This is a genomic window from Pedococcus sp. KACC 23699, from assembly GCF_045348425.1.
Lineage (GTDB): Bacteria > Actinomycetota > Actinomycetes > Actinomycetales > Dermatophilaceae > Pedococcus.
Window position 1 is genome coordinate 413,584 of sequence record NZ_CP157483.1, and the last position, 26,497, is coordinate 440,080.

At 70.6% G+C, this 26,497-nt stretch carries 24 protein-coding genes, 1 other RNA gene and 1 pseudogene; 9 read left to right on the forward strand and 17 right to left on the reverse strand.

The features are described 5' to 3' along the window. The first annotated feature begins 51 nt into the window (after nucleotides 1–51). The gene (locus tag ABEG17_RS01975; protein ID WP_406831571.1) at nucleotides 52–1,170 is read left to right on the forward strand and encodes an LLM class flavin-dependent oxidoreductase; all 1,119 of its coding nucleotides are present in this window, start codon (nucleotides 52–54) and stop codon (nucleotides 1,168–1,170) included. Here the strand turns inward: ABEG17_RS01975 and ABEG17_RS01980 are convergent. The 4 genes from ABEG17_RS01980 to ABEG17_RS01995 all read right to left on the reverse strand — a co-directional run bounded on the left by ABEG17_RS01980 (nucleotide 1,135) and on the right by ABEG17_RS01995 (nucleotide 5,361). Further along, a complete protein-coding gene (locus ABEG17_RS01980) occupies nucleotides 1,135–2,610 on the reverse strand; it encodes an NAD-dependent malic enzyme (protein ID WP_406831572.1) in 1,476 nt (491 codons plus the stop codon). The two genes, ABEG17_RS01975 and ABEG17_RS01980, sit on opposite strands and share 36 nt — an antisense overlap. 91 nt (nucleotides 2,611–2,701) lie before the next feature. Further along, nucleotides 2,702–4,150, reverse strand: a complete 1,449-nt coding sequence (locus ABEG17_RS01985; protein ID WP_406831573.1) for an amino acid permease — start codon at nucleotides 4,148–4,150, stop codon at nucleotides 2,702–2,704. A 17-nt stretch (nucleotides 4,151–4,167) separates the two neighbouring features. Next, on the reverse strand, nucleotides 4,168–4,677 hold the full coding sequence (locus tag ABEG17_RS01990; RefSeq protein ID WP_406831574.1) for a hypothetical protein: 510 nt from the start codon (nucleotides 4,675–4,677) through the stop codon (nucleotides 4,168–4,170). Nucleotides 4,678–4,686: 9 nt separating this feature from the next. Continuing rightward, a complete protein-coding gene (locus ABEG17_RS01995; protein ID WP_406831575.1) occupies nucleotides 4,687–5,361 on the reverse strand; it encodes a class I SAM-dependent methyltransferase in 675 nt (224 codons plus the stop codon). Nucleotides 5,362–5,484: 123 nt separating this feature from the next. On the opposite strand from ABEG17_RS01995, the gene ABEG17_RS02000 reads away from it, so the two are divergent. From ABEG17_RS02000 to ABEG17_RS02010, 3 genes are all read left to right on the forward strand, one after another. Further along, nucleotides 5,485–6,108, forward strand: a complete 624-nt coding sequence (locus tag ABEG17_RS02000; protein ID WP_406831576.1) for an SIMPL domain-containing protein — start codon at nucleotides 5,485–5,487, stop codon at nucleotides 6,106–6,108. Further along, nucleotides 6,101–6,475 (forward strand): thioredoxin, encoded by a 375-nt coding sequence (gene trxA / locus ABEG17_RS02005; RefSeq protein ID WP_406831577.1) that lies wholly within the window; start codon nucleotides 6,101–6,103, stop codon nucleotides 6,473–6,475. The genes ABEG17_RS02000 and trxA overlap by 8 nt, the downstream gene beginning before the upstream one ends. Before the next feature lie 102 nt (nucleotides 6,476–6,577). Further along, the gene (locus tag ABEG17_RS02010) at nucleotides 6,578–6,700 is read left to right on the forward strand and encodes a hypothetical protein (RefSeq protein WP_406831578.1); all 123 of its coding nucleotides are present in this window, start codon (nucleotides 6,578–6,580) and stop codon (nucleotides 6,698–6,700) included. Here the strand turns inward: ABEG17_RS02010 and ABEG17_RS02015 are convergent. Beyond that, on the reverse strand, nucleotides 6,697–7,539 hold the full coding sequence (locus ABEG17_RS02015) for a phosphatase PAP2 family protein (protein ID WP_406831579.1): 843 nt from the start codon (nucleotides 7,537–7,539) through the stop codon (nucleotides 6,697–6,699). The two genes, ABEG17_RS02010 and ABEG17_RS02015, sit on opposite strands and share 4 nt — an antisense overlap. Before the next feature lie 94 nt (nucleotides 7,540–7,633). Then, nucleotides 7,634–8,000: a transfer-messenger RNA gene (gene ssrA / locus ABEG17_RS02020) on the reverse strand. Between the two features lie 267 nt (nucleotides 8,001–8,267). On the opposite strand from ssrA, the gene ABEG17_RS02025 reads away from it, so the two are divergent. Continuing rightward, complete coding sequence (locus ABEG17_RS02025; RefSeq protein WP_406831580.1) at nucleotides 8,268–9,290, forward strand: NADP-dependent oxidoreductase; 1,023 nt, start codon at nucleotides 8,268–8,270, stop codon at nucleotides 9,288–9,290. A 72-nt stretch (nucleotides 9,291–9,362) separates the two neighbouring features. Here the strand turns inward: ABEG17_RS02025 and ABEG17_RS02030 are convergent, their stop codons facing one another. Continuing rightward, the gene (locus tag ABEG17_RS02030) at nucleotides 9,363–9,782 is read right to left on the reverse strand and encodes a winged helix-turn-helix transcriptional regulator (RefSeq protein WP_406831581.1); all 420 of its coding nucleotides are present in this window, start codon (nucleotides 9,780–9,782) and stop codon (nucleotides 9,363–9,365) included. An 89-nt stretch (nucleotides 9,783–9,871) separates the two neighbouring features. Here ABEG17_RS02030 and ABEG17_RS02035 point away from each other — a divergent pair. The 3 genes and pseudogenes from ABEG17_RS02035 to ABEG17_RS02045 all read left to right on the forward strand — a co-directional run. Then, nucleotides 9,872–10,036 (forward strand): annotated as a pseudogene (locus ABEG17_RS02035) (NAD(P)H-binding protein); the annotation flags it as partial. Between the two features lie 592 nt (nucleotides 10,037–10,628). Then, the gene (locus ABEG17_RS02040; protein WP_406831582.1) at nucleotides 10,629–14,009 is read left to right on the forward strand and encodes a pyruvate carboxylase; all 3,381 of its coding nucleotides are present in this window, start codon (nucleotides 10,629–10,631) and stop codon (nucleotides 14,007–14,009) included. Nucleotides 14,010–14,135: 126 nt separating this feature from the next. Then, nucleotides 14,136–14,309, forward strand: coding sequence for a CsbD family protein (locus ABEG17_RS02045; protein ID WP_406831583.1), 174 nt, complete (start codon nucleotides 14,136–14,138; stop codon nucleotides 14,307–14,309). A gap of 90 nt (nucleotides 14,310–14,399) precedes the next feature. Here ABEG17_RS02045 and ABEG17_RS02050 read toward each other — a convergent pair whose 3' ends face one another. The 8 genes from ABEG17_RS02050 to ABEG17_RS02085 all read right to left on the reverse strand — a co-directional run bounded on the left by ABEG17_RS02050 (nucleotide 14,400) and on the right by ABEG17_RS02085 (nucleotide 23,434). Next, a complete protein-coding gene (locus ABEG17_RS02050; RefSeq protein WP_406831584.1) occupies nucleotides 14,400–16,406 on the reverse strand; it encodes a DUF2207 family protein in 2,007 nt (668 codons plus the stop codon). Next, nucleotides 16,403–16,885 carry an SsrA-binding protein SmpB gene (smpB, locus tag ABEG17_RS02055; RefSeq protein WP_406831585.1) on the reverse strand — a complete coding sequence of 161 codons (483 nt, stop codon included), beginning with the start codon at nucleotides 16,883–16,885 and terminating at the stop codon, nucleotides 16,403–16,405. Before smpB ends, ABEG17_RS02050 begins: the two co-directional genes overlap by 4 nt. A 117-nt stretch (nucleotides 16,886–17,002) precedes the next feature. Continuing rightward, entirely contained in the window at nucleotides 17,003–18,433 is a 1,431-nt protein-coding gene (locus ABEG17_RS02060; protein ID WP_406831587.1) for a M23 family metallopeptidase, read from the reverse strand. Nucleotides 18,434–18,471: 38 nt separating this feature from the next. Continuing rightward, nucleotides 18,472–19,380, reverse strand: coding sequence for a permease-like cell division protein FtsX (ftsX, locus tag ABEG17_RS02065; RefSeq protein ID WP_406831588.1), 909 nt, complete (start codon nucleotides 19,378–19,380; stop codon nucleotides 18,472–18,474). A 33-nt stretch (nucleotides 19,381–19,413) separates the two neighbouring features. Then, nucleotides 19,414–20,103 (reverse strand): cell division ATP-binding protein FtsE, encoded by a 690-nt coding sequence (gene ftsE / locus ABEG17_RS02070; protein ID WP_406831589.1) that lies wholly within the window; start codon nucleotides 20,101–20,103, stop codon nucleotides 19,414–19,416. A gap of 135 nt (nucleotides 20,104–20,238) precedes the next feature. Then, nucleotides 20,239–21,354 (reverse strand): peptide chain release factor 2, encoded by a 1,116-nt coding sequence (gene prfB, locus ABEG17_RS02075; RefSeq protein WP_406831590.1) that lies wholly within the window; start codon nucleotides 21,352–21,354, stop codon nucleotides 20,239–20,241. Between the two features lie 155 nt (nucleotides 21,355–21,509). Continuing rightward, nucleotides 21,510–22,913 carry a GntP family permease gene (locus ABEG17_RS02080; protein WP_406831591.1) on the reverse strand — a complete coding sequence of 468 codons (1,404 nt, stop codon included), beginning with the start codon at nucleotides 22,911–22,913 and terminating at the stop codon, nucleotides 21,510–21,512. Continuing rightward, nucleotides 22,910–23,434 carry a gluconokinase gene (locus ABEG17_RS02085; RefSeq protein ID WP_406831592.1) on the reverse strand — a complete coding sequence of 175 codons (525 nt, stop codon included), beginning with the start codon at nucleotides 23,432–23,434 and terminating at the stop codon, nucleotides 22,910–22,912. Before ABEG17_RS02085 ends, ABEG17_RS02080 begins: the two co-directional genes overlap by 4 nt. Nucleotides 23,435–23,599: 165 nt before the next feature. On the opposite strand from ABEG17_RS02085, the gene ABEG17_RS02090 reads away from it, so the two are divergent. Further along, nucleotides 23,600–24,331 carry a FadR/GntR family transcriptional regulator gene (locus ABEG17_RS02090; protein ID WP_406831593.1) on the forward strand — a complete coding sequence of 244 codons (732 nt, stop codon included), beginning with the start codon at nucleotides 23,600–23,602 and terminating at the stop codon, nucleotides 24,329–24,331. Between the two features lie 70 nt (nucleotides 24,332–24,401). On the opposite strand, the gene ABEG17_RS02095 is transcribed toward ABEG17_RS02090, so the two are convergent. Together ABEG17_RS02095 and ABEG17_RS02100 are read right to left on the reverse strand one after the other, a co-directional pair. Next, on the reverse strand, nucleotides 24,402–25,817 hold the full coding sequence (locus ABEG17_RS02095; protein WP_406831594.1) for a 3-hydroxybutyrate oligomer hydrolase family protein: 1,416 nt from the start codon (nucleotides 25,815–25,817) through the stop codon (nucleotides 24,402–24,404). 211 nt (nucleotides 25,818–26,028) lie between these two features. After that, the gene (locus ABEG17_RS02100; RefSeq protein WP_406831595.1) at nucleotides 26,029–26,496 is read right to left on the reverse strand and encodes a DUF664 domain-containing protein; all 468 of its coding nucleotides are present in this window, start codon (nucleotides 26,494–26,496) and stop codon (nucleotides 26,029–26,031) included. Nucleotide 26,497: the final 1 nt, after the last annotated feature.

The following is a 26,497-nucleotide window of genomic DNA, read 5'->3' on the forward strand; positions in this document are numbered from 1 at the left end:
CGTGGTCGCCCTCCGCGGAATCGGTCACCGTCCGCCGGTGTTGGCCACCACGTGACTGCGACGAGCGAACCAACCACCGAACCGAACACCCTGCAGACGAGCGACCCGACGACCGACCCTTCGAGCAGGCGGACGGCACCGGACCCGGCCACGCCGCACACCCGGCCGTTGTCCTTGCTGGACTTCGTCGACGTCCCCGCGGGGCAGAGCGCGCAGGATGCCATCGCACGCAGCACGCGGGTGGCGCAGGCCGCGGACCGGCTCGGCTACGCCCGGTACTGGATCAGCGAGCACCACAGCTTCGCCGGCCTGGCGAGCAGCTCCCCCGAGATCCTCATCGCGCACCTGGCCGGCCAGACGTCCGGCATCCGCGTCGGCGCGGCCGGGATCATGCTGCCCAACCACTCCCCGCTCAAGGTGGCCGAGTGGTTCAAGACGTTGGAGATGTTGCACCCCGGACGCATCGACCTCGGCCTCGGGCGCGCGCCCGGCACCGACCAGCTCACCGCGTACGCGCTGCGTCGCTCGCGTGAAGCCCTGTCGGCAGACGACTTCCCGCAGCAGGCGGGCGAGCTGCTCGCGTTCCTGTCGGACACCTGGCCCGACGACCACCCGTTCAAGGCGGTGCTCGCCACCCCGGTCGTGGACACCTCACCGGAGCTGTTGATGCTCGGTTCGAGCGGGTGGGGGTCGTCGTTCGCGGCCGCCAACGGCATGACCACGGTCTTCGCCCACCACATGGCGCCCGAGCTCGCGGTGGACGCCCTGCAGGCATACCGCCGCAACTTCCGCCCCGGGCTGGTCGGCGACACACCGCGCGTCATCATCTCGGTGCTGGCGCTGGCGACCGAGGACGAGGACGTCGCGGCCGACTTCCGTGCGGGCTGGGCCCTGCAGATGCGGCGCATCCGCAGCGGTGACACCACCCGACCCAGCGCTGCCGAGATCCGCGAGTTCCGGCTCTCCGACGACTTCGCGCGCATCGCTCCCAGCCTCGAGGGACGCGTCTTCGCCGGCTCTGCGCCCGACGTGGCCAAGGGCCTCACGGCCCTGGCCGACGAGGCGGGCGCCGACGAGATCACGCTCGTGGCGCCGACGCCCGACGTCGAGGCGAAGCTGCGCAGCCTGGAGCTGCTAGCCGATGAGTTCGGCCTCGTCGCCCGAGGGTGAGGCCGCCGCGGCGACCGCCGCACGCTCCTGCGCCTCGGGGCCCTGCCCGAGCACCGCGGCCTTGACGGCGGCCGCGACCACCTTGGACACGTCAGGGTGGAAGACGCTGGGGATGATGTAGGCCGCGTTGAGCTCGTCGGGGTGCACGACCTCCGACAGCGCCTTCGCCGCCGCGAGCATCACGTCGAGGTCGATCGAGGTGGACGCCGCGTCGAGCAGGCCGCGAAAGACACCGGGGAAGACCAGGACGTTGTTGATCTGGTTGGCGAAGTCCGAACGACCGGTCGCCACGACCGCGGCGTGCTGGGCGGCTGCGACGGGGTCGACCTCGGGCTCGGGGTTGGCCATCGCGAAGACGATCGCCTTGTCGTTCATCGTGGCGATGTCGTCGCCGTCGAGGATGCCGGGGGCGGAGACACCGATGAAGACGTCGGCGCCGGCGACGGCCTCCTTGAGGGTCCCGGACAGCCCGCGGGTGTTGGTGTGCTCGGCCACCCAGCGCAGGTTCTCCTGCCCGTCCGCGGCGAGGTCCTCGCGCGCGCTGTGGACCACGCCGTACTGGTCGGCGACGACGACGTCCTGCGCACCGGCCTTGAGCAGCAGCTTGAGGATCGCGGTGCCGGCAGCGCCGGCGCCGCTGAGCACGACCTTGGAGGCGCTGAGCTCCTTGCCGACCACGCGGAGCGCGTTGCGCAGGGCCGCGAGGGTGACGATCGCGGTGCCGTGCTGGTCGTCGTGGAACACGGGGATGTCCAGCTCCTCGCGCAGCCGGGCCTCGATCTCGAAGCAGCGCGGGGCGGAGATGTCCTCGAGGTTGATGCCGGCGAACACCGGGCTGATCGCCTTCACCGCGGTGATGATCTCCTCGGTGTCCTGGGTGTCGAGGCAGATCGGGAAGGCGTCGATGTCGGCGAACCGCTTGAACAGGGCGGCCTTGCCCTCCATCACCGGGAGCGCCCCGAGCGGGCCGATGTTGCCCAGGCCCAGGACGGCCGAGCCGTCGGTGACCACGGCGACGGTGTTGCGCTTGATGGTCAGGCGACGGGCATCGGCGGGGTTCTCGGCGATCGCCATGCAGACGCGGGCGACCCCGGGCGTGTAGATCAGCGAGAGGTCGTCGCGGTTGCGGATCGGGACCTTGGACTCGATCTTGAGCTTGCCGCCGAGGTGGACGAGGAAGGTGCGGTCGGAGACCTTGCCGATCTCGACACCGTGGACTGCGCGCATCTGCTCGACGATCTCGTCGGCGTGCGTGGTGTCACGCGCAGCAGCCGTGACATCGACCCGGATGCGGTCGGAGCCCGATGCGGTGACGTCGAGCCCGGTGACCAGCCCTCCGCACCTCTCGATGACCCCGGTGAGCTCGGAGACCGCGGTGGCGCGGGCCGGGAGCGTCAGTCGGACGGTGATGGAGTTGGACACGGAGGGAACGGCGGTCATGACGTGCATTGTCCCGATTACCGCGGGGTAGGCCGAACTGGGGCACGGCGGGTCTCGCCGACCGGTCCCCGAGGGGGTGCGGGTGACGCCGCTAGCGGCGTGCGCTGCCCGCCCCCTGCTCGGCGGACCGGTGGCCGCCGATGCCCCGTCGGGAGACACCGATCGCGAGGATCACCGCGGCGAGAGCCAGGCTCAGGCCGAGCTCGAGACGGTGCCCCTCCTGGACCAGCATGAGCACGAGGACCCCGACGATGAAGATGATCGTGGCGTAGGTCAGGCCCGGGTAGAGCCACATGCGCACGGCAGGCTTGGTGCCCTGGTCGTCGAGCTGGCGTCGCATCTTCAGCTGCGACAGCGCGATGACGAGGTAGACGAACAGCGCGATGGCACCCGAGCTGGCCAGCAGGTAGCCGAAGATCTTCTCCGGCAGCAGGTAGTTGCCGATGACCCCGAGGAAGCCGACGACCGAGCTGGCGATGATCGCGTTGGCCGGGACCCCCCGGCTGGTGGTGCGGGACCAGCCCGCGGGGGCGTCACCGCGCGTGGACAGCGAGAAGGCCATGCGCGACGCCGTGTAGAGGGCGGAGTTGAGGCAGCTCGCGACGGCCGTGAGGATGACGAACTCGAGGACGGTCGTGAGGCCGCCGAGGCCCATCCGCTCGAGGGCGGCCTGGTAGGAGCCGGAGTTCCCGTCGACCATGGAACGGTCGTTCCAGGGCACCAGCGCCACGACGACGAAGATCGAGCCGAGGTAGAAGAGGCTGATACGCCAGATCACCGAGTTGACGGCCTTGCGGATGCCGGCCTCGGGGTTGGGCGACTCGGCGGCTGCGATGGTGACGATCTCGGTGCCCATGAAGGTGAACATCGTGACGAGCATCGCCGAGAGCACGGCCCCGAAGCCGTTGGGCATGAACCCGCCCGCCTGCCACAGGTTGCTGACACCCGAGGTCTTCGAGCCGGGCAGCAGGCCGAAGATCGCGAGCGCGCCGGCCACGATGAAGGCGACGATCGCGATGACCTTGACCAGCGCGAACCAGAACTCGAACTCGCCGTAGTTGCCGACGCTGAACAGGTTGGTGACGACGAGCAGACCGGTGATGAGCAGGGCGAACGCCCACTGCGGCACCCCGGGGAACCAGTCACCGAGGATCAGCGCGCCGGCGGTCGCCTCGACCGGGATGACGATGACCCAGAACCACCAGTAGAGCCAGCCGATGGAGAAGCCGGCCCACGGGCCGAGGGCACGATCGGCATACGTGGAGAACGAACCGGTGTCGGGCTGGGCGGTGGCCATCTCGCCGAGCATGCGCATGACCAGGACCACGAGGGTGCCGGCCATGGCGTAGGCGATGAGGACGGCCGGCCCGGCGGTGGCGATCGCCTTGGCGGAGCCGACGAACAGGCCCGCCCCGATGACTCCGGCGATGGAGATCATGGTGACGTGCCGTGGCTTGAGCCCGGCCTGCAGGCTGGCCGGGGGTCCCTCGGACTCCGGCGTGGCGGCGTCGGTCGCGGTGCTGCTGCTCGAATCACTCACCCGAGGAGGGTGGCGGCTCAGTGGCCGGGGCGCAAACCGGCACTCCTGCGGCTGCGCCTGCGCCACCGGCGGTGGAGGCGCCGGACCACGAGCTGGTGACCGGTCACGGAGAGCCAGAGGCACAGCCCCGCGAGCGGCAGCTCCACCAGCAGGGCCATGGCCAGGGCAACCCACAGCTCGTCGCCGTCCGGCGAGGTCACGACGTCGAACCACGCGTCCACCACGAGCAGGGTGCCCGTCACCGCCGCCAACGACGGCAGGCTCGGGTGCACCCGCAACGCCGCCCAGGAGGTCGCGCCGAGCGCGAGCATCATCCCCACGTCGAAGCCGCCCCACGCCAGGTCGTAGTGCGCGGACGGGTGCGAGGTGGGCAGCTGGAGGGCGAGGTAGACCGTCCACGGCACCATCAGCGCGGCGAGGACGACGAAGACCCACCCCACGAGCTGCACAGCGCGGCTCGCGGTCGCCGACGACCCCGAGGACGCCGATGCCGCGCCAGTGGTCGCCTCGCCACCCAGCTCAGCCACGGTGGCTCCTCATGACGAGCTCGGCAGCTGGACCGTCAGGAGGTAGCGCTCCTGGTCGATCTCCTTGCCCCAGTAGGTGGAGTCGGACAGCTGGACCACGGACGGCGTGCTGCCCACGAGGTCGGCCACGGCCTTGGCGAGCTGCTCGGACGGGACCCCCGAGCCCCACGAACCCCCGGCCCCATCGGCCGGCTCGAGTCCCCACCGACCCTCGACCAGGACGAGCCGACCCCCGGGCCGCAGCAGCTCCACCCAGGACCCCAGCGCCGCGATCGGGTCCGGGAGGGTCCAGAGGATGTGCCGCGCCAGCACGACGTCGAACGTGCCGGCGGCCAGGGGCGGCGCTCCCGCGTCCCCCTGGACGATGTCGACGGCACCGCCGAACGGGGCGGTCTTGGCGCGGGCCATGGCGACCATCTCGCTGGACAGGTCGACTCCGTCGACGTGGTGTCCGAGCTCGGCCGCAAGGGCACTCATCGACCCCGTGCCGCAGGCGAGGTCGGCCACCCGTGACGGGCGGGGCGGGAGCCACGTGCGCAGCAGGTCCTTCCAGGCGGCCCGGATGTCCGACTCGAGGAGCCCGTGGTCGGGGTAGCTGTCGTACTCCGCGGCGAAGTCGTCCCAGTACCTGCGGACCTCGTCCAGGTCGAGGTCGGTGCGGACGGTGCTCGTCTCCTGCGTCATGGGTCGTGCCAGGCCTTCCGTCGAGGATGCAGCGACCAGCCAACCACGACTTCCTGACACCAGCACCGCCCAGCGCCGGCCGAGCATGGGCCGCCCGGGGCCGGACCGGCCTAGGCTGGGCCAATGGACGGCCACCTCGAGGTCAGCGGCACCGGACGTGCCTCCGCGGTGCCCGACGTCGTGCGCCTCCAGGTCGGTGTGCGGGTCGAGGCCGACGACGTCTCGTCGGCCCTGGCCGGCGCCGGGAGCCGGGCCGCCGGGCTGGCGCAGGCCGCTCGCGACCACGGCGTGGCAGCCACCGACCTGCGCACGACCGACACCGGGGTGCACCCGCGGCACGCCCTGGAGGGCGACACGGTCGTGGGCTACACGGCATACCAGAACCTCTCGGTGACGGTCCGCGACGCCGACCTCGTCGGCACGCTCGTCGACGCGTTCGCCGGCGTGGCCGGCAACGCCCTCACGATCGACCACATCGGGCTCGACGTGGCCGACCCGCAACCCCTGCTGGCGCGGGCACGCGAGGCCGCCTTCGCGGACGCGCGAGCCAAGGCGGAGCAGTATGCCGCCCTGGCCGGCCGCGAGCTGGGGAAGGTCCGCGAGCTCTGGGACGTTGTCCCGGGTGGACCCCAGCCGCGGATGGCCATGATGGCCAGTCGTGCGGCGGACACCTCCGTCGAGCTGGGCGAGCACACCGTGACCACGACCGTCGTGGTCCGTTGGGACTGGAAGCAGACACATGGCTAGCACGACCCTGACCGCACAGAACTTCGAGAAGACGATCCTCGAGGAGGGCACCGTCCTCGTCGACTTCTGGGCCGAGTGGTGTGGCCCGTGCAAGCGTTTCGGGCCGGTCTACGAGGCCGCCTCCGAGCAGCACCCCGACATCGTGTTCGGCAAGGTCGACACCGAGGCTGAGCAGGCTCTCGCCGCTGCCGCCAACATCACCTCGATCCCGATGCTCATGGCGTTCCGGGACGGGATCCTCGTCTTCGCCCAGGCCGGTGCCCTGCCCGCGCCGATGCTCGAGGACGTCATCACCCAGGTCAAGGGCCTTGACATGGTGGCCGTCAAGGCCGACGTCGAGGCGCAGCAGGCACAGCAGAAGGCCTGACCCCGCGCTGCCGGCCCCGACCCCCACCGACCGTGGCGGTCGGTGGGGGTCGGGGCCTGCGTAGGTGCGTCACACTGGCGTGGTCATCGCCGGGATCAACGTGTGGTTCATCGTCCGGCTGCTGCGCGAGCGCGGTCAGAGAAGGTGCACGAGGTGGTCAACCCGTACTACGCCCGGCTCGGCTTCCGCCCGGAGGGCGACCACTGGGTGGCCGACCTCGCCTAGCTCGAGACGGAGGCACCTTCGACCGCGGCGGCGCGGTCGGGCGTGGCACGACGGACCGTGAGGTAGAGCCGGTGCGCCGTCACGACCACCGCGACCCAGGCCAGGCCCAACGCCCAGCCGGCGACCACGTCGGTCAGCCAGTGGTGACCCAGGAACACCCGGCTGAGCCCCATCGACACCACGAACAGCACACCCGCCGTCACGGTCAGCGTCCGCGCACGCGCGGACTCGAGCCGCCGCAGCACGAGGTAGACGGCGACCCCCGTGAGGACGGTGGCGTTGAGGGTGTGGCCGCTGGGGAACGACGGTGAGGTCTCGAACGGCGGCACGGCCAGCGACTGCGGCGGCCGCGCCCGGCCGATGATCTGCTTGCCTGCGACCGTCATGGCCAAGGAACCCACCGCGGCGATCACCATGAGCACCAACGGAGTTCGCGCCCGCCAGCGCCACACCATGATGACGGTGGCGATCACGGCGAGGATCGGCATGCCGATCGGGCCACCCACGTCGGTGTAGAGGGTGATGGCGTGGTCGAGGCCCGGGCCGCGCCACCCGATCGCTGCGTCGAGCACCGGTCGGTCGAGCCCTGCGATGCCGTCGGCCTCGACGACCGAGTCGTAGACGGCGGCCGTGACCGCGGTCAGGGCGACGACGGCGATGCCACCGACCAGCGCCGTGAGGACCAGGACGAGGTTCGCCGCGCCCCAGGCGCCGAGGCGGACCGCGCGCCGTCCCACGGCGATCCCGGCCCGGGCGACGGTGCGGCCGAGGGGCGTCGGCCAGGAAGCCAGGTCCCGGGACCCGATCCGCTCCTCGTGGGTCGTGTCATCGCGCAGCATCACGCCATCCTCGCAGGTCAGCGGCAGGGACGACGAAGGGCCCGGCGCCTGAGCCGGGCCCTTCTGACAGCTGGTGCGTGTGTGCGAACACAGGTGGTGGAGGTGGCGGGAATTGAACCCGCGTCCATTGACGGGAAACCAGGGCTTCTCCGGGTGCAGTGCGCTATGGATTTTCTCGGCCCCAGCGCTCGCACGCACACGTCCGCTGACAGGCCCAGTCGAGTAAGAGTCCCGCGCAGTCCCCCGACATGACTGCGCAGCAAGTTCTCTAGTTGACGCCAGACACTGAGTCGAGAACTAGCTCAGGCTGACGGACTTCGTGGCTCGCTCAGGCGGCGAGGGCGAAGTCGGTGCGCTTGGAATTGGCACCTATTGGTTTGCCGGGAGCGTTTACGAGATGACCAGGCATCCTCGACCCGCTTCCCCTGACATGCCGACCAATGTCGAAACCGATCACCCCCATGCTCCGGTGCCGCTGCTCACAAGGCTGCTGCTCGACGCACGGGGTGCTCACACACACGCTGTTCAGTTGTCGTGGTCAATCCTAGCGTCCAACACCGCAACCCCCGCATCCATTTCCGGCTGCAGGGCCCGGGCTGCCGTGGGCCGTCGCAGTCGGCGTGTGGGACACGCCACCCTCACGCCAACCGGGGAACAGCGCCGCGTGGGCGCCGGTTGCTGCCAAGGGTCCGGATCTCTCGGGCCTACCCCTCGTTGAAAGGCAACCCATGACGACCAGCACCCAGTGGCACCTCGTTCGCCGCCCCCACGGCGAGCCCGTCGACGCAGACTTCTCCCTCGTGGAGGCCGAGCTCGGCGAACCCGGTGAGGGACAGCTGCTCGTGCGCAACACCTTCCTGTCGGTCGACCCCTACATGCGTGGGCGGATGAACGACTCGAAGTCGTACGTGCCGCCGTTCGAGCTCGACCAGCCGATGACCGGTGACGCCGTGGGCGTCGTCGAGGCTGTCGGCGCGGGCGTCACCGACGCGACCGGTGCCGCCGTCAAGGTCGGCGACACCGTGGTCCACCCCCTCGGCTGGCGCACCCGTGCGCTGGTCCCGGCCGGGTACGCGCGCGTCGTCGACACCGACCTGGCCTCGCCGTCGGCCTACCTCGGCGTCATGGGCATGACCGGCCGCACGGCATACGCCGGCTTGGTCCGCACCGCGGAGTTCCGCGAGGGCGACCGGGTCTTCGTCTCGGCTGCCGCGGGCGCCGTGGGCTCCCTGGTCGGCCAGATCGCCCGCCTCAAGGGCGCCTCGCTCGTCGTCGGCTCGGCGGGTGGTCCCGACAAGGTGAAGTGGGCCGTGGACGAGGCCGGGTTCGACCACGTCGTCGACTACAAGGCCCAGCCCATCGCCGCCGGCCTCAAGGAGGCTGCCCCGGAGGGCATCGACGTGTACTTCGACAACGTCGGCGGCGACCACCTCGAAGCAGCCATCTCCGCGCTGCGCCCGCAGGGACGCGTCGCCATGTGCGGTGCCATCTCCGCCTACAACGCCACCGAGCCGGTGCCGGGACCGAGCAACCTCTTCCAGGCGATCGGCAAGCGGCTGACCCTGCGTGGGTTCCTGGTCAGCGACCACGAGGACCTGCGCCCGGAGTTCGAGAAGGAGATGGCCGCGTGGCTGGCCGACGGCCGGATCGCCTGGCGCGAGACCGCCGTCGAGGGCATCGAGAATGCCGTCGAGGGGTTCCGCAGCCTGCTCTCCGGCGGCAACACCGGGAAGATGGTCGTGCGCCTCTGACCCACCGGCCCCGTCGGGTCGATGTGAACGCGCCCGGATGTCCGGGCGCGTTCACATCGACCGCTGGGAGAGTCAGGCGTGGTCGGCGGCGGCCTCTGCGCGCTCCCGCGCGGCGAGGATCTGGCCGACATGGGTCTCGGCCCAGTCGGTGAGCGTCGCGAGCGGCCCTCCGAGGGACCGACCCAGGTCGGTGAGCTCGTAGTCGACCCGTGGCGGCACCTGGGCGTGGACCGTCCGGGTGACGAGGCCGTCGCGCTCGAGGGCCCGGAGGGTCTGGGTGAGGACCTTCGGTGCCACCCCGCCGATCGCCGCCCGCAGCTCGGAGAACCGCAGCACCCCACCGGACAGCGCCCCGATGACCAGCGCGGTCCACTTGTCGCCGACGCGGTCGAGGACGACCCGGGTCGGGCAGTCCGGGTCGAACGCGTTCCCACGGCCTGCCCATGACCGTGCGGTCCCGGCGGACGGGTCGGTAGCTGCCTTGGTAACCATCAGGTACTTATAGCACGTTGAAGTACCCAGTTACCAATGGTTACTGTCGCGGCGAACGTCCGCCCGTCCAGCAGACCAGGAGCAGCACCATGAAGATCGCCCTCTTCGGAGCCACCGGCACCATCGGCAGCCGTATCGCACGCGAGGCCGTCGCCCGCGGCCACCACGTCACCGCCCTGTCCCGCCGCCAGGCCGACACCGGCGTCGAAGGCGTCGAGTCCGTCGTCGGCGACCTGGGCGACCCCGACTCGGTGACCGCCGCCGCGGCCGCCCACGACGTGATCGTCTCCGCCACCGGCCCCAGCCGCACCGGAGAGCCACGAGCCCTGGCTCGCGGCCGCCCAGAACCTGATCGCGCACGCCGGTTCGGCGCGCGTCGTCTTCGTCGGCGGCGCCGGCTCGCTGCTCCTTGCCGACGGCACCCGCCTGCTCGACAGCGAAGGGTTCCCCGAGGAGTACCGGGCCGAGGCCACCTCGGGCGCCGTCACCCTCGACCTGTTCCGCGCCGCACCGGCCGAGCTGGACTGGACCTACTTCTCCCCCGCCCCGGCCATCGCGCCCGGCGAGCGCACCGGCACCTACACCCTCGGGCTCGACGACCTCGTGGGCAGCCAGATCAGCGCCGAGGACTACGCCGTCGCCCTCGTCGACGAGCTCGAGCAGCCGAGGCACCGCCGCCAGCGCTTCACCGCCGCGAACTGAGGGGTGGCGCGGGCGTCGAGCCCGCGCCATACCTCGCACGGGACTGTCCGCATCGCGGTCGTCCGGTCTCAGCCCGCGAACGCTCCCTAAGATCGACCTGCACGCTCGTCCCCAGTCTTGCCCGCAGGTTTCGCAGGAGGTCTCGTGTTCAGCAAGGTGCTCGTCTCCAACCGTGGAGAGATCGCGGTCAGGGCCTTCCGGGCCGCCACCGAGCTCGGCGCCAAGACGGTCGCGGTCTTCCCCCACGAGGACCGCAAGTCCGAGCACGTGCTCAAGGCCGACGAGGCCTACGAGATCGGTGAGGCCGGCCACCCCGTCCGCGCCTACCTCGACCCCGAGGGCATCGTGCGGACCGCGGTCGAGGCCGGCGCCGACGCGGTCTACCCGGGCTACGGGTTCCTGTCGGAGAACCCCGACCTGGCCGAGGCCTGCACCGCGGCCGGCGTGACGTTCGTGGGCCCGCCCGCCTCGGTGCTCCACCTCACCGGCAACAAGGCCCGCGCCATCGCCGCGGCCAAGAAGGCCGGCCTGCCCACCCTGCGCAGCGCCGCACCGAGCACCGACGTCGAGGAGCTCGTCAAGGGTGCGGAGGAGATCGGCTTCCCCATCTTCGCCAAGGCCGTGGCCGGCGGTGGTGGACGAGGTATGCGGCGCGTGGAGCGTCGCGAAGACCTGCGCGACTCCCTCGAGGCGTGCATGCGCGAGGCGGAGTCGGCGTTCGGCGACGCGACGGTGTTCCTCGAGGAGGCCGTGGTCAGCCCGCGCCACATCGAGGTGCAGATCCTCGCCGACGGCGAGGGCAACGTCATCCACCTGTTCGAGCGTGACTGCTCGGTGCAGCGCCGCCACCAGAAGGTCGTCGAGATCGCCCCGGCGCCCAACCTCGACCCCGCCCTGCGCGAGGAGATGTGCGCGCACGCCGTCGCGTTCGCCAAGGAGATCGGCTACGTCAACGCGGGCACCGTGGAGTTCCTGCTCGCCCCTGACGGGCGCTACGTGTTCATCGAGATGAACCCGCGTATCCAGGTCGAGCACACGGTCACCGAGGAGATCACCGACGTCGACCTCGTCAGCTCGCAGCTGCGCATCGCCAGCGGCGAGACCCTCGCCGACCTCGGTCTCTCGCAGGAGTCCCTGCAGATCCGCGGCGCCGCGCTCCAGTGCCGCATCACCACCGAGGACCCGGCCAACGAGTTCCGCCCCGACACCGGCCACATCACCACCTACCGCTCCGCCGGTGGCGCCGGCGTGCGGCTCGACGGTGGCACGGTCTTCGTCGGTGCCGAGATCGGCGCCCACTTCGACTCGATGCTCGTCAAGCTCACCTGCCGTGGCCGTGACTTCCCGACGGCCGTACGGCGCGCCCGCCGCGCGCTCGCGGAGTTCCGGATCCGTGGTGTCTCGACGAACATCCCGTTCCTCCAGGCGCTGCTCGAGGAGCCCGACTTCCAGGCCGGAAGGCTTTCGACGGCGTTCATCGACGAGCGCCCCGAGCTGCGGACGGCCCGCATCTCCGCCGACCGCGGCACCAAGCTGCTCACCTACCTCGCCGAGGTGACCGTCAACCAGCCGCACGGCCCCGGACGCACGCGCGTCTCGCCGCGCTCCAAGCTGCCGGCCATCGACACGACCTCGCCGGTGCCGCCTGGTGCCCGCGACCGACTGCTGCGCGAGGGCCCTCAGGCGTTCGCCGACGCGTTGCGCGCCCAGGAGGCCGTCGGCGTCACCGAGACGACCTTCCGCGACGCCCACCAGTCCCTGCTCGCCACCCGGATCCGCACCCGGGACCTCATGCACGTCGCGCCGCACGTCGCCCGGCTCACGCCGCAGCTGCTCAGCGTCGAGGCCTGGGGTGGCGCGACCTACGACGTGGCCCTGCGCTTCCTCGCCGAGGACCCGTGGGACCGGCTCGCCAAGCTGCGTGAGGCCATGCCCAACCTGCCGCTCCAGATGCTCCTGCGCGGGCGCAACACGGTCGGCTACACGCCATACCCCACCGCGGTCACGGACGCGTTCGTCACGGAGGCCGCGGCCACCGGCATCGACATCTTCCGCATCTTCGACGCGCTCAACGACGTCAACCAGATGCGACCGGCCATCGACGCCGTGCGGGCCACCGGCACGGCCGTCGCCGAGGTCGCGCTCTGCTACACCGGCGACCTCACCAACCCCGGCGAGAAGCTCTACACGCTCGACTACTACCTGCGTCTGGCCGAGCAGATCGCCGAGGCCGGCGCCCACATCATCGCCATCAAGGACATGGCCGGCCTGCTGCGCGCCCCGGCCGCCCGCACCCTGGTGACGGCACTGCGTGAGCGGTTCGACCAGCCGGTGCACCTGCACACCCACGACACCCCGGGTGGCCAGCTCGGCACGCTGCTCGCCGCCATCGACGCCGGCGTCGATGCGGTGGACGTCGCGAGCGCATCCATGTCGGGCACCACGAGCCAGCCCGCGATGTCGGCGCTCATCGCGGCGACCGACGGGACCGCGCGCGAGACCGGGTTGAGCCTGCGTGCGGCCTGCGACCTCGAGCCCTACTGGGAGGCCGTCCGCCAGCTGTACTTCCCGTTCGAGTCCGGCCTGCCCTCCCCCACCGGTCGCGTCTACACGCACGAGATCCCCGGCGGCCAGCTGTCCAACCTGCGCCAGCAGGCCATCGCGCTCGGCCTCGGCGACCGGTTCGAGGCCGTCGAGGACACGTATGCGGCGGCCAACCGGATCCTCGGCAACATCGTCAAGGTCACCCCGAGCAGCAAGGTCGTCGGCGACCTCGCCCTGGCCCTGGTCGGCGCCAAGGCCGACCCCGCGGACTTCGAGGCCAACCCCACGAAGTACGACATCCCCGACTCGGTCATCGGCTTCCTGTCCGGCGAGCTCGGCGACCCGCCGGGTGGGTGGCCGGAGCCGTTCCGCACCAAGGCCCTCGAGGGGCGCAACCCCAAGCCGCGGGTCACCGAGCTGTCCGACGAGGACGCCCAGGCGCTGCGCGCGACTCCGCGCCAGACCCTCAACCGGCTGCTCTTCCCCGGCCCGACCAAGGACTTCTCGAAGTCGCGGGACGCCTACTCCGACCTCGCCGTGCTCGGCACCCGTGAGTTCCTGCACGGCCTCGAGGTCGGCCACGAGCACGAGATCGACCTCGAGCCCGGCAAGCGCCTGCTCATCGGGCTGCAGTCGGTCTCCGACGCCGACGAGCGCGGGATGCGGACCGTGATGTTCACCATGGGCGGCCAGCTGCGCCCGTTGCAGGTGCGCGACGAGAAGGTCGCGGTCGACGTCAAGGCCGCGGAGAAGGCCGACCCGTCCGACCAGGGACAGGTCGCGGCCCCCTTCGCCGGTGTGGTCAGCCTCGCGGTCGAGGAGGGCTCGGCGGTGGAGGCCGGTGCCGTCGTCGCGACGATCGAGGCCATGAAGGTGGAGGCCAACATCACGGCCCCCGTCGCCGGCACGGTCAAGCGGCTCGCCATCGGCTCCCAGCAGCAGGTCGAGGGCGGCGACCTGCTGCTCGTCCTCGCCCCCTGACCTGCGGATATCCGTTCACCGGGTTACGGTCGAAGGGCACGGGGGTCAAGAAGCGGCCGTCAGGACGTGCAGCCGGCGCGGACGGTCACGGCCGCGATGGAAACACTTCTCACCAAGGAGCACACCATGGGACTCACCGACAAGCTCGACAACACCAAGGACGACCTCGCCGGCAAGGCGAAGGAAGCCACGGGCAAGGCCACCGACAACGAGCGCCTCGAGGCCGAGGGCAAGACCGACCAGGCCGAGTCCGACGTCAAGCAGGCCGGCGAGAAGGTCAAGGACGCCTTCAAGCACTGAGCGACGCACCCGCAAAGCGGGGGTTGCCCGGCGAAACGGTCCCCACAGACCCTGTTTCGCCGAGCAACCCCCGCTTTGTCGTGTCGTGGGCTACCAGGAGCCGCCCGACGAGCCGCCGCCACCACCTCCGGAGAAGCCGCCACCGCCGGAGAACCCGGACCCGCCCGAGCTGCCCGGCGTGCTGGTGAACGTGCCGCCCGCAGTCGTCGCGAACGAGTCCATGCCGTCGGCGATCCCGCCGAACGAGTTCATGGTGCCGCCGAGGTACCACAGCGGCGGCGTCACCACGTGGCCTGCGGCGGCTGCCGCCTCGGCGACCTTCTCGAAGGTTGAGGCCCACTGCGACGCGACCCCGAAGACGATGGCGTAGGGAAGGTAGCGGCTGAAGACGTCCTGCGCCTCCTCCCACTTGATCTGGGAGGCCTCCGCCGTCACGAGATACTGCTTGAAGCCCTCGGACTGGGCCAGCACAGCGCTGCCCTCGGCCGTGCGCGCGGCCATCTTCCGCCCCAGCACCAGCACGATGACGCCCGCGGCTACGCACCCAGCGACGAGCGCGATCCCGGGCGGCACGCCCAGGCTGCTGCTCGAACCCAGTCGACTCAGTGGGCCGCTCAGCCAGACGCCGACGAACACGGGCACGAAGACGAGCAGGCCACCCAGGGTGGTCCAGGCCCCGCGCTGCGCCTGGGGTGACCGGCGGAACCAGCCGCGGCGGACGACCTCGTCGTACATCAGCGACTGCACCCGCGTCAGGGTCGGCTTGAAGGTGTTCTTCAGGTCAGACAGGTCGCGCACGGGGGCCGTCGCGAAGACCCCGCCCAGCAGCGCCTCCTCGTAGGGCAGGAGAGGCGCAGCCTGGGCCGCGGTCGGCGAGGTCCGCGTCAGCCGCCAGTCCTTGCTCTTGAACATCCCCGACTCGATCGGCTCGATGGTGAGGTGCCCGCGCACCGCGAGGTCGACGAGGGTCGCCGAGACGTCGACGGTGTTGGCCGTCTCGTCGATGACCGTGCCCACGAGGCCCGGGGTCACCCCCTGCGGCGGGGTGAACTGCACCGCCACGACCCGCTTGCCGGCCCGCACGACCGGTGCCGTGGCCTGCGGGCCCGAGACCGCACTCGGTATGGCGCCGGGGGCCGCGCCCGAGCCCGAGCCCGCGCTCAGGCCCGCGCCCGGGACCGGGGCCAGGCCGGGCGTCAGGCCGGGTGTCACGCCGGCATACTGCTCGTCCCGACCTCGGGTGTAGACCAACGTGCCCATCAGGCCGGCGGCCAGCAGCGGGAGGGTGACCCCCGCGCCCAGCGCCAGCGCGCCCAGGGCCTTGGACGTCTGGGTGGTGATGACCCCACCGTCGCTGGACACCTCGCCCTGGTGCAGCACGGGCTCGAGCGCGCCGAACCCCTGGCGTGGCAGCGAGGCGAGGATCGAGACGCCCTGCCCGGGGGCTGCCCTGGCCGCGCTGAACTGCGCCGTCGCGCCCGGGGTCGCCGTGCAGCGGTCGGTCGAACCGAGCTCGCCGAAGAAGCACTCGGCCCGGTCGGCGGCACCGGGACCGGTCACCGAGGCGCTGACGTTCTCGTAGGTGCTGTCGTTCGCCGCGCCGATGAGGTTGTAGTAGAACTCCGCGTGGTCCGCGAACCCGTTGACGATGGCGGCGAGGTGGTAGCGCACGACGTAGGTCTGGGTGCCCGTGACGGTCTGGTCGGGGTTGCCGACGCGGATCCGCACCGAGGTGCCGTCGGTGGCGTCGCTCACGGACACGTCGGACGGCGCTCCCGACGGGGAGCTCGCCGTGATGTCGCTGATCGGGTACTCGCGGTAGGTGTCCGTGCGGCCCTGGTACCCGGCCCGGACCGTGATGAAGCGCTCGATACCGTGCCGGTCCTGCCCCGAGGGAAACTGCCACGTGATGTTCTCGGCGACGTCGGCCGAGCCGTCCTGGTTGAGGGTGAAGTCGACGTGGAACTTCGTGGCGAGGTCGTCCGACGCTGCTGCCGACGCGGCCCCCCCTGACAGCACCAGGACGGCGAAGCCGAGTGCCAGCGCCGCCCATCCCGCCAACACACGACGACGGGCGGCTCCCCCCAGCCGGTTCATGCCTGCGGGCGCCCCTTGGCGCCCAGCGCCCGCTGGGCCTCGCGGTTGTCCTGCCGCTCACGCAGGGCGTGACGCTTGTCGTACTGCCGCTTGCCCTTGGCCACGGCGATCTCGACCTTGGCGATCCCGTCCTTGAAGTACATCTGCAGCGGCACGATCGTGTGGCCGCTCTCGGAGGACTTGCGCGCGATCTTGGTCAGCTCGGCCCGGTGCAGCAGCAGCTTGCGACGCCGTCGTGGCGTGTGGTTGGTCCAGGTCCCCTGGATGTACTCCGGGATGTGGACGCCCTCGAGCCACAGCTCGTCGCCGCGCCACGCGGCGTACCCGTCGATGAGGGAGGCACGCCCCATGCGCAGGCTCTTCACCTCGGTGCCCATGAGGACCAGACCTGCCTCGAAGGTGTCCTCGATGAGGTAGTCGTGGCGTGCCTTGCGGTTGCTCGCCACCACCTTGCGACCCTCGTCATTGGCCTTGGCCACTGCCCCATCCCGTCTGTCTGCACCTGCACGTCCGTCGAGCCGCCCGGGTCATCCGGGCAGCAGGTCAACGCTACCTGTTGGAGGGGGTGGGACCGCGACGGGTTTGCGGCTTTCGGCTCAGAGCCAGCGTCGCGGGTCGACCGGGGTGCCGTCGTCGTAGGTCTCGAAGTGCAGGTGGCAGCCCGTCGAGGACCCGGTGGTGCCGACGTAGCCGATCACCTGGCCACGGGAGACGTGACCGCCGCGGACGGCATAGCGCTCCATGTGGTTGTAGGTCGTCACCAGGTCGACACCGCGCAGCACGCCGTGGTCGACCATGATCCGGTTGCCGTACCCGCCTCCCCAGCCCGCGGAGATGACCGTGCCGTCGGCGGCGGCACGGATCGGCGAGCCGCAGGAGGCGGCATAGTCACGGCCGGCGTGCAGGCGCCAGTAGTGCAGGATGGGGTGGAACCGCATCCCGAACTCGGAGGAGATCGGCGCGTCGGACGGTGCGCTCAGGAAGCCGCCGGAGCTCGGCGCAGTGGGCAGCGTCGACCGGGGTATGGGGCGGTGCGCCTTGCGCGCGGCAGCTCGGGCGCGAGCCTCGGCAGCAGCCCTGCGTGCGGCAGCCGCCTTGGCCGCCTTGGCCCGGGCGACGAGGACCGCCTGGAGCCTGGACTGCTCCTTCTGGGCGGTGGCGAGAGAGGCCTTCTCACCGGCCTTCTTCGACTCCAGGTCCTTGGACTGCGCGGCCTGCCTCGCGGCGAGTGCGTCGAGCTCGGCCTTGGCGGCAGCGGCAGTGGCCCTGGCCTTGGTCGCGCGAGCGAGGGCCACCTCGGCTGCCTTCTTGGCGGCCGCGACCTGGGACCGCAGCGCCCTGATGTGCGCTTCCTGGGCCCGCGCGGCGGCCTGCGCCGTCGCGAGCTTGGTCAGCGACTGGTTCTGCACGTCCATCACGGTGTCGGTGAGGGCGACGCGGTCGGCGAAGTCCTCGGGCGTCGTGGCGCTCAGCGCGACGGACAGCTGGCCCATGCCCTGGTCCTGGTACAGCTGGGAGGCGAACCTCGCGACCCGGCCCCGGGTGTCGGAGAGGTCCTTGCGGGTCCCCGCGAGGTCGTCGACGGCGCGCGCCTCGTTGGCCTTGGCGACGTCGAGCGCGACCGCCATCTCGTCGTTGTGCACGTCAGCGGCCGACATCTGGGCCGTCGCCTTGTCGAGGACCGCCTGAGCTGCCGGAAGTGCCAGCTGGGTGCGTCGCAGGGCGATGTAGGCGTCGCGCAGGGCCGAGGAGGTGTCCTCGAGCTGGCCGCGCAGCGCCTCGATCTCCTTGTCGACCTTCTTCTTGGCGCTCCCCGGGTCGGTGGCAGCCGGGGCGGAGGCCAGGGCGGAGGCAGGGGCGCCGGCGGCAGCACGACCGACGACGCCCGCCTGCGCTGCAGCGGTCGTTCCGGCTGCCGTGGCCGCCAGCGAGGGGGTCGCCAGGGCCAGGGAACAGGCCGCAGCCAGACCCAGGGCGGTGAGCCGGACGGGGCGGGGGGCGCGACGACGCGGGGCGATGGCGCTCATAGGCCTCATTGGTAACACAGGGCGCAGCAGTTTCGTGGTCAGACGCGCAGGTACCGCCACAAGGTCACCCAGGAGGTGACGATGGCGATGGAGAGCATGAGGCCGCCGAGGTAGGGCGCGATGAGCCAGACGTCCATGACGCCGACGAGGGCCACGTCCGGGAGCACCTGCGCGACATACGGCACGACGAGGAAGCGCATCGTCGCCCACAGCAGGCCGACCGCGGCGCTGACACCGACGGCGGTCGCCAGCACGATCTCCATGACGAACGGGAGCCGGATCGTGAGGTTGCTCGCGCCGACCAGCTTCATGATGCCGGTCTCTCTCCGGCGGGTGAACGCAGCCTGCCTGATCGTCGTCGCCATCAGCAGGATGGCGCAGATGATCATGATGAACGCCAGGCCCAGCGAGGCGATGGTGATGCCGTTCATCACCTTGAAGAGCTTGTCGAGCGTCTTCTGCTGGTCCTGCACCCGGCCGACACCGGGCGCCCCCTCGAAAGCGCTGACCACGACCTCGTACTTCGTGGGGTCGGACAGCTGCACGCGGTAGCTCTGCGGGATGTCGCCCACCCGGATGTTGCTGGCCAGCGGGCTGTTGCGGAACTGCTCCTGGAAGCGGTCGTAGGCCTGCTGCTCGGACTCGTAGTAGACGTTCTTGACCAGCGGCTTCATCTGGTCGAGCTGGTCCTTGAGGGCGGTCTTCTGCTCCTCGCTGACCGGCTTCCCGGCACAGTTGGCCTCGGCCGAGTCGTCACCGCACATGAAGATCGAGACCTGGATCCGGTCGTACCAGTACCCCTTGAGCGTGTCGACCTCGCGCTGGGCCAGCAGGCCGAGGCCGAGGAGGTACAGCGAGACCGTGGTCACGAGCATGACCGAGACGGCGATCGAGAGGTTCCGGCGCAGGCCGATCCAGATCTCGCTGAGCATGAACTGCAGTCGCATGGGGTGAGGTCTCCCGAGGTCCGTGGCGCGCGGTCAGCGACCGCTGCCGTAGACGCCCTTGTTCTCGTCGCGGATGATGTGGCCGTTCTTCAGTTCGACGACGCGCTTGCGCAGCTGGTCGACGATGTCGTCGTCGTGCGTGGCCATGACGATGGTGGTGCCGGTGCGGTTGATCCGGTCGAGCAGCCGCACGATGTCGAGGCTGGTGGTCGGGTCGAGGTTGCCGGTCGGCTCGTCGCACAGCAGGATCGGCGGCTTGTTGACGAACGCGCGCGCGATGGCGACGCGCTGCTGCTCACCACCGGAGAGCTCGTGCGGCAGGCGCTTCTCCTTGCCGTCGAGGCCGACCATCTCCAGGGTCTCCGGGACGACCTGGCGGATCGCGTGGCCCGAGCGGCCGAGGACCTGCAGGGCGAACGCGACGTTCTGGTAGACGCTCTTGTTGGGCAGCAGGCGGAAGTCCTGGAACACCGTGCCGATCTCACGACGCAGGCGCGGGACCTTGCGCTGCGGCAGGCTCCCGACCTCCTGGCCGGCGACGAGGACGGTGCCCTGGGACACGCCCTCCTCCTTGAGCACGAGGCGCAGGAGCGTCGACTTGCCCGACCCGGACGACCCGACGACGAAGACGAACTCGCCCCGCTCGATCTCGAGGTTGATGTCGCTCAGCGCCGGTCGGGTGGACCGGGGATAGACCTTGCTGACGTTCTCGAAACGGATCATGCGCGGGCGTGAGCCTTACCGGGGGGACTGGATGGGACGGCATACCTGGCGCCCGCGGCTGCCCGCGCACGACCACCCGAGGATAGGTCGCCGACCCCGGTATGCCGCGCAGCCGCGCCTGCTCGGCGTTGCGTCCTACTCCGCGGCCTTCTGCTGCTCCTTGCGCCACCGCACGCCGGCCTCGATGAAGCCGTCGATGTCACCGTCGAAGACCGCCGAGGGGTTGCCGACCTCGTACTCGGTCCGCAGGTCCTTGACCATCTGGTAGGGCTGGAGCACGTAGGAGCGCATCTGGTCGCCCCAGCTGGCCTTGACGTCGCCGGCCATCTCCTTGCGCTCGGCGGCCTCCTCGGCCTGGCGCTGCAGCAGCAGGCGGGACTGCAGGACGCGCAGGGCGGCGGCGCGGTTCTGGATCTGCGACTTCTCGTTCTGCATCGACACGACGATCCCGGTGGGGATGTGGGTCATGCGGACGGCGGAGTCGGTGGTGTTGACGCTCTGGCCGCCGGGACCGCTGGAGCGGAAGACGTCGACCTTGATCTCGTTCTCGGGGATGTCGATGTGGTCGGTCTGTTCGATGAGCGGGATGACCTCGACGGCGGCGAAGCTCGTCTGGCGACGGCCTTGGTTGTCGAACGGGCTGATCCGCACCAGGCGGTGGGTGCCGGCCTCGACGGAGAGGTTGCCGAAGGCGTAGGGCACGTTGATCTCGAAGGTGGCGGACTTCAGCCCGGCCTCCTCGGCGTAGGAGGTGTCCATCACCTGCGCGGGGTAGTTGTGGCGCTCGGCCCAGCGCAGGTACATGCGCATGAGCATCTCCGCGAAGTCGGCGGCGTCGACGCCGCCCGCACCCGAGCGGATGGTGATGACGGCGGCGCGCTCGTCGTACTCCCCCGAGAGCAGGGTCCGCACCTCGAGCTCGCCGACGGCCTTCTGGAGCGACACGAGCTCGCGCTCCGCCTCGGCCATGGTTGCGGCGTCGCCGCCGTCCTCGGTGCCCATCTCGACGAGCACCTCGAGGTCGTCGATGCGCGAGTCCATGCTCTTGACGCGCTCGAGCTCGGAGTTGGCGCGGCTCAGCGCGGAGGTCACCACCTGGGCGGCGTCCGGGTCGTCCCACAGGTCCGGCGCGGAGGCCTTGGCCTCGAGGTCGGTGATCTGCTCCTGCAGCGATGCCAGGTCGGTCACCTCACGCACGGAGTCCATGGTGGTGCGGAGGTTCTTGATCTCTTGCTGGAAGTCGACGGCCACGAGGACCAACTCTATGGCACGGTCCGCACGGCGCCGACCGGCCGACCGGCGTCGCCCTCGCGCCATACCCCTCCCTCGCGACTTTGGGTGCCCGGACGGTCGCTAATCCGACCACCCGGGCACCCAAAGGTCAGGAGGGGTGCTGCTGACCGGGGTCAGACGACCAGGCCGAGGAGGAGGACGAACACCAGGCCGGACACCGACAGCACGGTCTCCATCAGCGACCAGGACTTGATCGTCTGGCCGACGCTGAGGCCGAAGTACTCCTTGACCAGCCAGAAGCCGGCGTCGTTGACGTGGGAGAAGAAGACCGAGCCGGCACCGATGGCCAGGACGAGCAGCGACACCTCCGGGGTGCTCATGCCGGCGGCCAACGGGGCGAGGATGCCCGAGGCGGTCACCGTGGCGACCGTCGCAGAGCCGGTCGCGAGGCGGATGAGGACCGCGACGATCCACGCCAGCAGCAGCACCGACATGCCGCTGTTCTGCACCCAGTCGGCGACGAGTCCACCGATGCCGGTGTCGACGAGGGTCTGCTTGAAACCACCGCCGGCGGAGACGATGAGCAGGATGCCCGCGATCGGCGGCAGCGACTTCTCGAGCGAGGTCGAGAGCTCCTTGGTGCCCATGCCGGCGCCGCGGCCGAGGGTGAACATGCCGACGATGACTGCGATGAGCAGGGCCACGAGCGGGGTGCCGAGGAAGTCGAGCACGGTCCGGACCGGGTTGCCCTCGGCGGTGAAGATGTCGGCGAGCGCCTTGCCCATCATGAGGACGACGGGCGTGAGGACGGCGAACAGCGTGACGCCGAAGGACGGGCGCTCGAGCCGCTCCTCGCGGCCGCCGTCACCGTCGACAGCGAACATGTCCGGGGCCGGCACGTCGACCCAGCGGCCGGCGATGCGGGCGAACAACGGACCGGAGAGCGCGATGGTCGGCAGCGCGACGAGGACACCGAAGGCCAAGGTGATGCCGAGGTTGGCCTTGAGGGCGTCGATGGCCACGAGCGGACCGGGGTGCGGGGGCACGAGCCCGTGCATGGCGGACAGGCCGGCCAGAGCAGGGATGCCGACCTTGATGACCGACAGACCCGAGCGGCGGGCGACGAGGAAGATCACCGGCATCAGCAGCACGAGGCCGATCTCGAAGAACATCGGCAGGCCGATCAGCGCGCCCACCCCGGCCATCGCCCACGGGAGCGTGCGCGCCGAGGAACGTCCGACGATGGTGTCGACGATCTCGTCGGCGCCCCCGGAGTCGGCGAGCAGCTTGCCGAACATCGCGCCCAGCGCGATCAGCGTGCCGACGCTGGCGGCGGTGGAGCCGAAGCCCTTGGTGAAGCTGGTGACCACGTCACCCATGGCCACCCCGGCGACCGCACCGACCGTGAGTGAGCCCAGGGTCAGCCCGAGGAAGGGGTGGAGCTTGAACTTCGTGATGAGCAGGACGATCACGGCGATGCCGATCAGGGCGGCGGGGACCAGGCGCCCCGCCGGGATGGCCGGGGCGTCGGCGGCCGCGAGGGCCGGCTGCAGGAACGAGAACAGGTCAGTGGTCATGCGAGCGACGCACCTTTCGAGGCGAGGACGTCGAGCGACTGCTCGACAAGGGTGTCGACGGGCTGGGCGACGTCGAGGGTCTGACCGATCTCATCGGCCTGGAGGGGTTCGAGGGTGGCGAACTGCGAGTCGATGAGGGCCGCGGGCATGAAGTGCCCGGGGCGCCCGGCGACCCGCTCGGCGAGCACGTCGCGGTCACCGTGGAGGTGGATGAAGACGGTGTGCGGCGCGGCCGAGGTGAGGATGTCGCGGTAGGCGCGCTTGAGCGCCGAGCAGCTCGCGACCCCACCGGTGACGGCGTGCTCCCCCAGCCAGGCGGCGATCGTCTGCAGCCACGGACCGCGGTCGTCGTCGTCCAGGGGGATCCCGGCGGCCATCTTGGCGATGTTCTCCGGCGGGTGGAAGTCGTCGGCATCGGCGAACGGGACCCGCAGCCGCTGCGCGAGGGCTGCTCCCACGGTCGTCTTCCCGGAGCCGGACACCCCCATCATCACGACGAGAGGTGGGCTGGTGCTGGTCATGTCCGCGACTCCTTTGTCCGGTGAGCATCGTTCTGGGAGCTCGACGTCGAGGCTTCCGGCATCCAGAGTCCCTGATGAGATCGGTTTTGACAAGACTCAGGGACAAACAAATCTTATTTAAAGACCGTCATAGGACCTGTGGTCGGCTTCTGGCACCCTTGGGTCATGTCCACCGACCATCCCGTCCCCGGGTTGCACGCCAGCGTCCTGGACGCGCTCGGACAGGAGATCGTCTCCGGGACGGCACCGGTCGGGGCCGTCGTGCGGATCGACCAGCTCGACGAGCGGTTCGGTGTCTCGCGGTCGGTCGTCCGCGAAGCCGTGCGCGTGCTGTCCTCGATGGGACTGGTCGAGACCCGGCGGCGCCTCGGCGTCCGCGTGCGACCCCGCACCCAGTGGAACGTGTTCGACCCGCGGGTCATCCGGTGGCGCCTGGACGGCCCCGACCGCGAGGACCAGCTGGTCTCGCTCGGCGAGCTGCGCCGGGGGTTCGAGCCGGTGGCTGCCGAGCTGGCTGCCGAGCGAGCCACTCCCGAGCAGTGTGGAGCGATGGTGGGCGCGGTCATGCAGATGACGGTGCATGCCAAGGCGGGCGACCTCGAGGCCTACCTCGAGGCCGACACGGTCTTCCACACCACGATGCTCGAGGCGAGCGGCAACGAGATGCTGGCGGCACTGTCCAACGTCGTGGCCGAGGTGCTGGCCGGCCGCACCCACCACCAGCTCATGCCGGCCCGCCCGAACCCGGTGGCCATCCGGCTGCACGGCGATGTGGCGCAGGCGATCGGTTCCGGCGACGGCCGAGCCGCCTCGGCGGCGATGGCCGCCATCATCACGGAGGCCAGCGACGCCGTACGCAGCACCGCGGCGGCCCCCGAAGGGACCGCCGCGGACTGACGTCCTGCGCCGAGGTCTGGGACTTCGGCCCACAGGTACATCTTTGGCGCAAGGTGTGGAACCTCGGCGCTCAGAGGGTGCAGGTGTTGACCAGGTCGCCACTGCTCGGACGGGCGACGAAGCCCTCGGCCGGCGGAGCCGTACCCCGCTCCACCCAACCCGTCAGGGCATCGAACGCGCTACGGGCACAGGGCAGGAGCGGCCGAAGCTTGTCCGGGTACGCCGTGTAGAGGCCGTCCGTGTGCGTGCCGTCCGCCACCCGGTAGTAGCGGTGCAGGCTCCCGCTGCCGGCTTGGTCGATGAGACGGTCGTACTCATCGGAGTCCGTGCTGATGGGCAGCAGCGTGTCGAGCGTCCCGTGGACGGTGATCATCGGCTTGCGGATCTTCCCCGTGAGCGACACCGACCTGACGACATCCTTCACCGACTGGGGACGTGACGCGTAGTCGTAGTCGGCGTCGCAGCTCGGGGTGCCGCTGGCGCAGAACGGCACACCGGCGTCAAGGGCGCCGTCCCACTGGGGGTCGAACTCCTCGCGGTAGATGCGCTGGGTCAGGTCCCAGTAGTAGGAGTAGTGGAAGGCCCACAGGAACTCCGAGCCCGGGGCGAAGCCGGCCGCGATCATCGCGTCGTGCGCCGCCTGGTCGCCCGTGGCGGCGTACTTCGGGTAGTTCTTCAGCGCGGTCGGCAGGTAGGTGAACAGGTTGGGCCCCTCGGACCGGAACAACGTCCCCTCCCAGTCGACGCCGCCGTCGTAGAGGTCGGGGCGGTTCTCGAGCTGCCAGCGGGTGAGGTAGCCACCGTTGGAGATGCCGACCATCCAGGTCCGCTTCGGCGCCTTGGTGTAGGCCTTCTTCAGCGTCGCCTTCGCGGCGACCGTCAGCTGGGTCACGCGGGAGTTCCACTCACGGATCGAGCCACCGGGGGCGCTCCCGTCACGGTAGAACGCGGCACCGGTGTTGCCCTTGTCGGTCGAGGCGAACGCGTAGCCCTTGCTCAGCACCCAGTCACCGATGATGAAGTCGTTGGCGTACTGGCCACGGACTCCGGGCGCGCCGCTGACGACCAGACCGCCGTTCCAGTGGTCCGGGAGGCGCAGGACGAACTGCGAGTCGTGGTTCCAGCCGTTGTTGGTGTTGGTGGTCGAGGTGTCGGGGAAGTACCCGTCGACCTGGATGCCGGGGATCCCGGTCGGGTTGACCGTGCCCGCGGCGTTCAGGCCGGCCCAGTCATTGGCGTTGGTGTGTCCCGAGGCGACGGTGCCCGCGGTGGTGAGGTCGTCGAGGCAGGCGACCTTCTGCACCTCGGCTCCGGGGACCCGCACCTTGGACTGGCGGTCGCAGTGGCCGTTGCGCGCCGTGCCGGGGTGCGGCGTGTCGCGGTGTGCCGAGGCCGGCTCGGCGGTGGCCAGTGCGCCCAGGAGGGCGAGGCTGGCAGCGGTGGCGAGGGCGGTGATCCGCCGGCGTGACGTCGTTGTCGGGCGCATACCGGCCATGCTTCGCCTGCGCGACGTCGCTGCTCAATGTGGGTGAGTCACACAAAGCGGCCATATGGCGTGTGCCCACTGACCTGCAGGTATGCGGCGTGACGGTGCGAGTACGGTCCCCCGGCCGGGAGTGGTTCGACCGCCAAGCTGATGGCTCGGGACACGTCGACGAGGCCCTTCGCCACCGTCGGCAGCACGACGCTGACGCGAGTCAGTCCGTCGCGCGGGACCGCGCCACGAGGAGGTCGCGGGTGACGTCCACGTGTCCGCGGTGCTGGGCCAGCTCCTCGTAGACGTGGAACAGCACACCCCCCTGCGTGGCGGAGAACCAGTCCTGCCTGCCCGGCGTCGGGTTGACCGGCGGCGCCGAGACGCTGGACCGGGCGACCCACTCCTGCAACGACTTCACCATCCGGTCGGTGTCTGCCGCGAGCACGGCGACCGGCCCCGTGGCAGTGAACTCGGCAGCGCGGTCACGGGGCACGACCTCCCCCAGGTTGACCGTCGACGCCCAGCCGGCCACCACGCCGAGGCAGTGGGTGAGGATGGCGTACGGGGTGTTGGCACCAAGGAGGTCGGGTCGGGTGTTGGCGAGGTCGTCACCCAGCTCGAGGACGTGGTCGCGCATGGCGACCAGGGCTTCCTCACAGAACCGCAGGTAGGTCTGCTCGTCGATCACG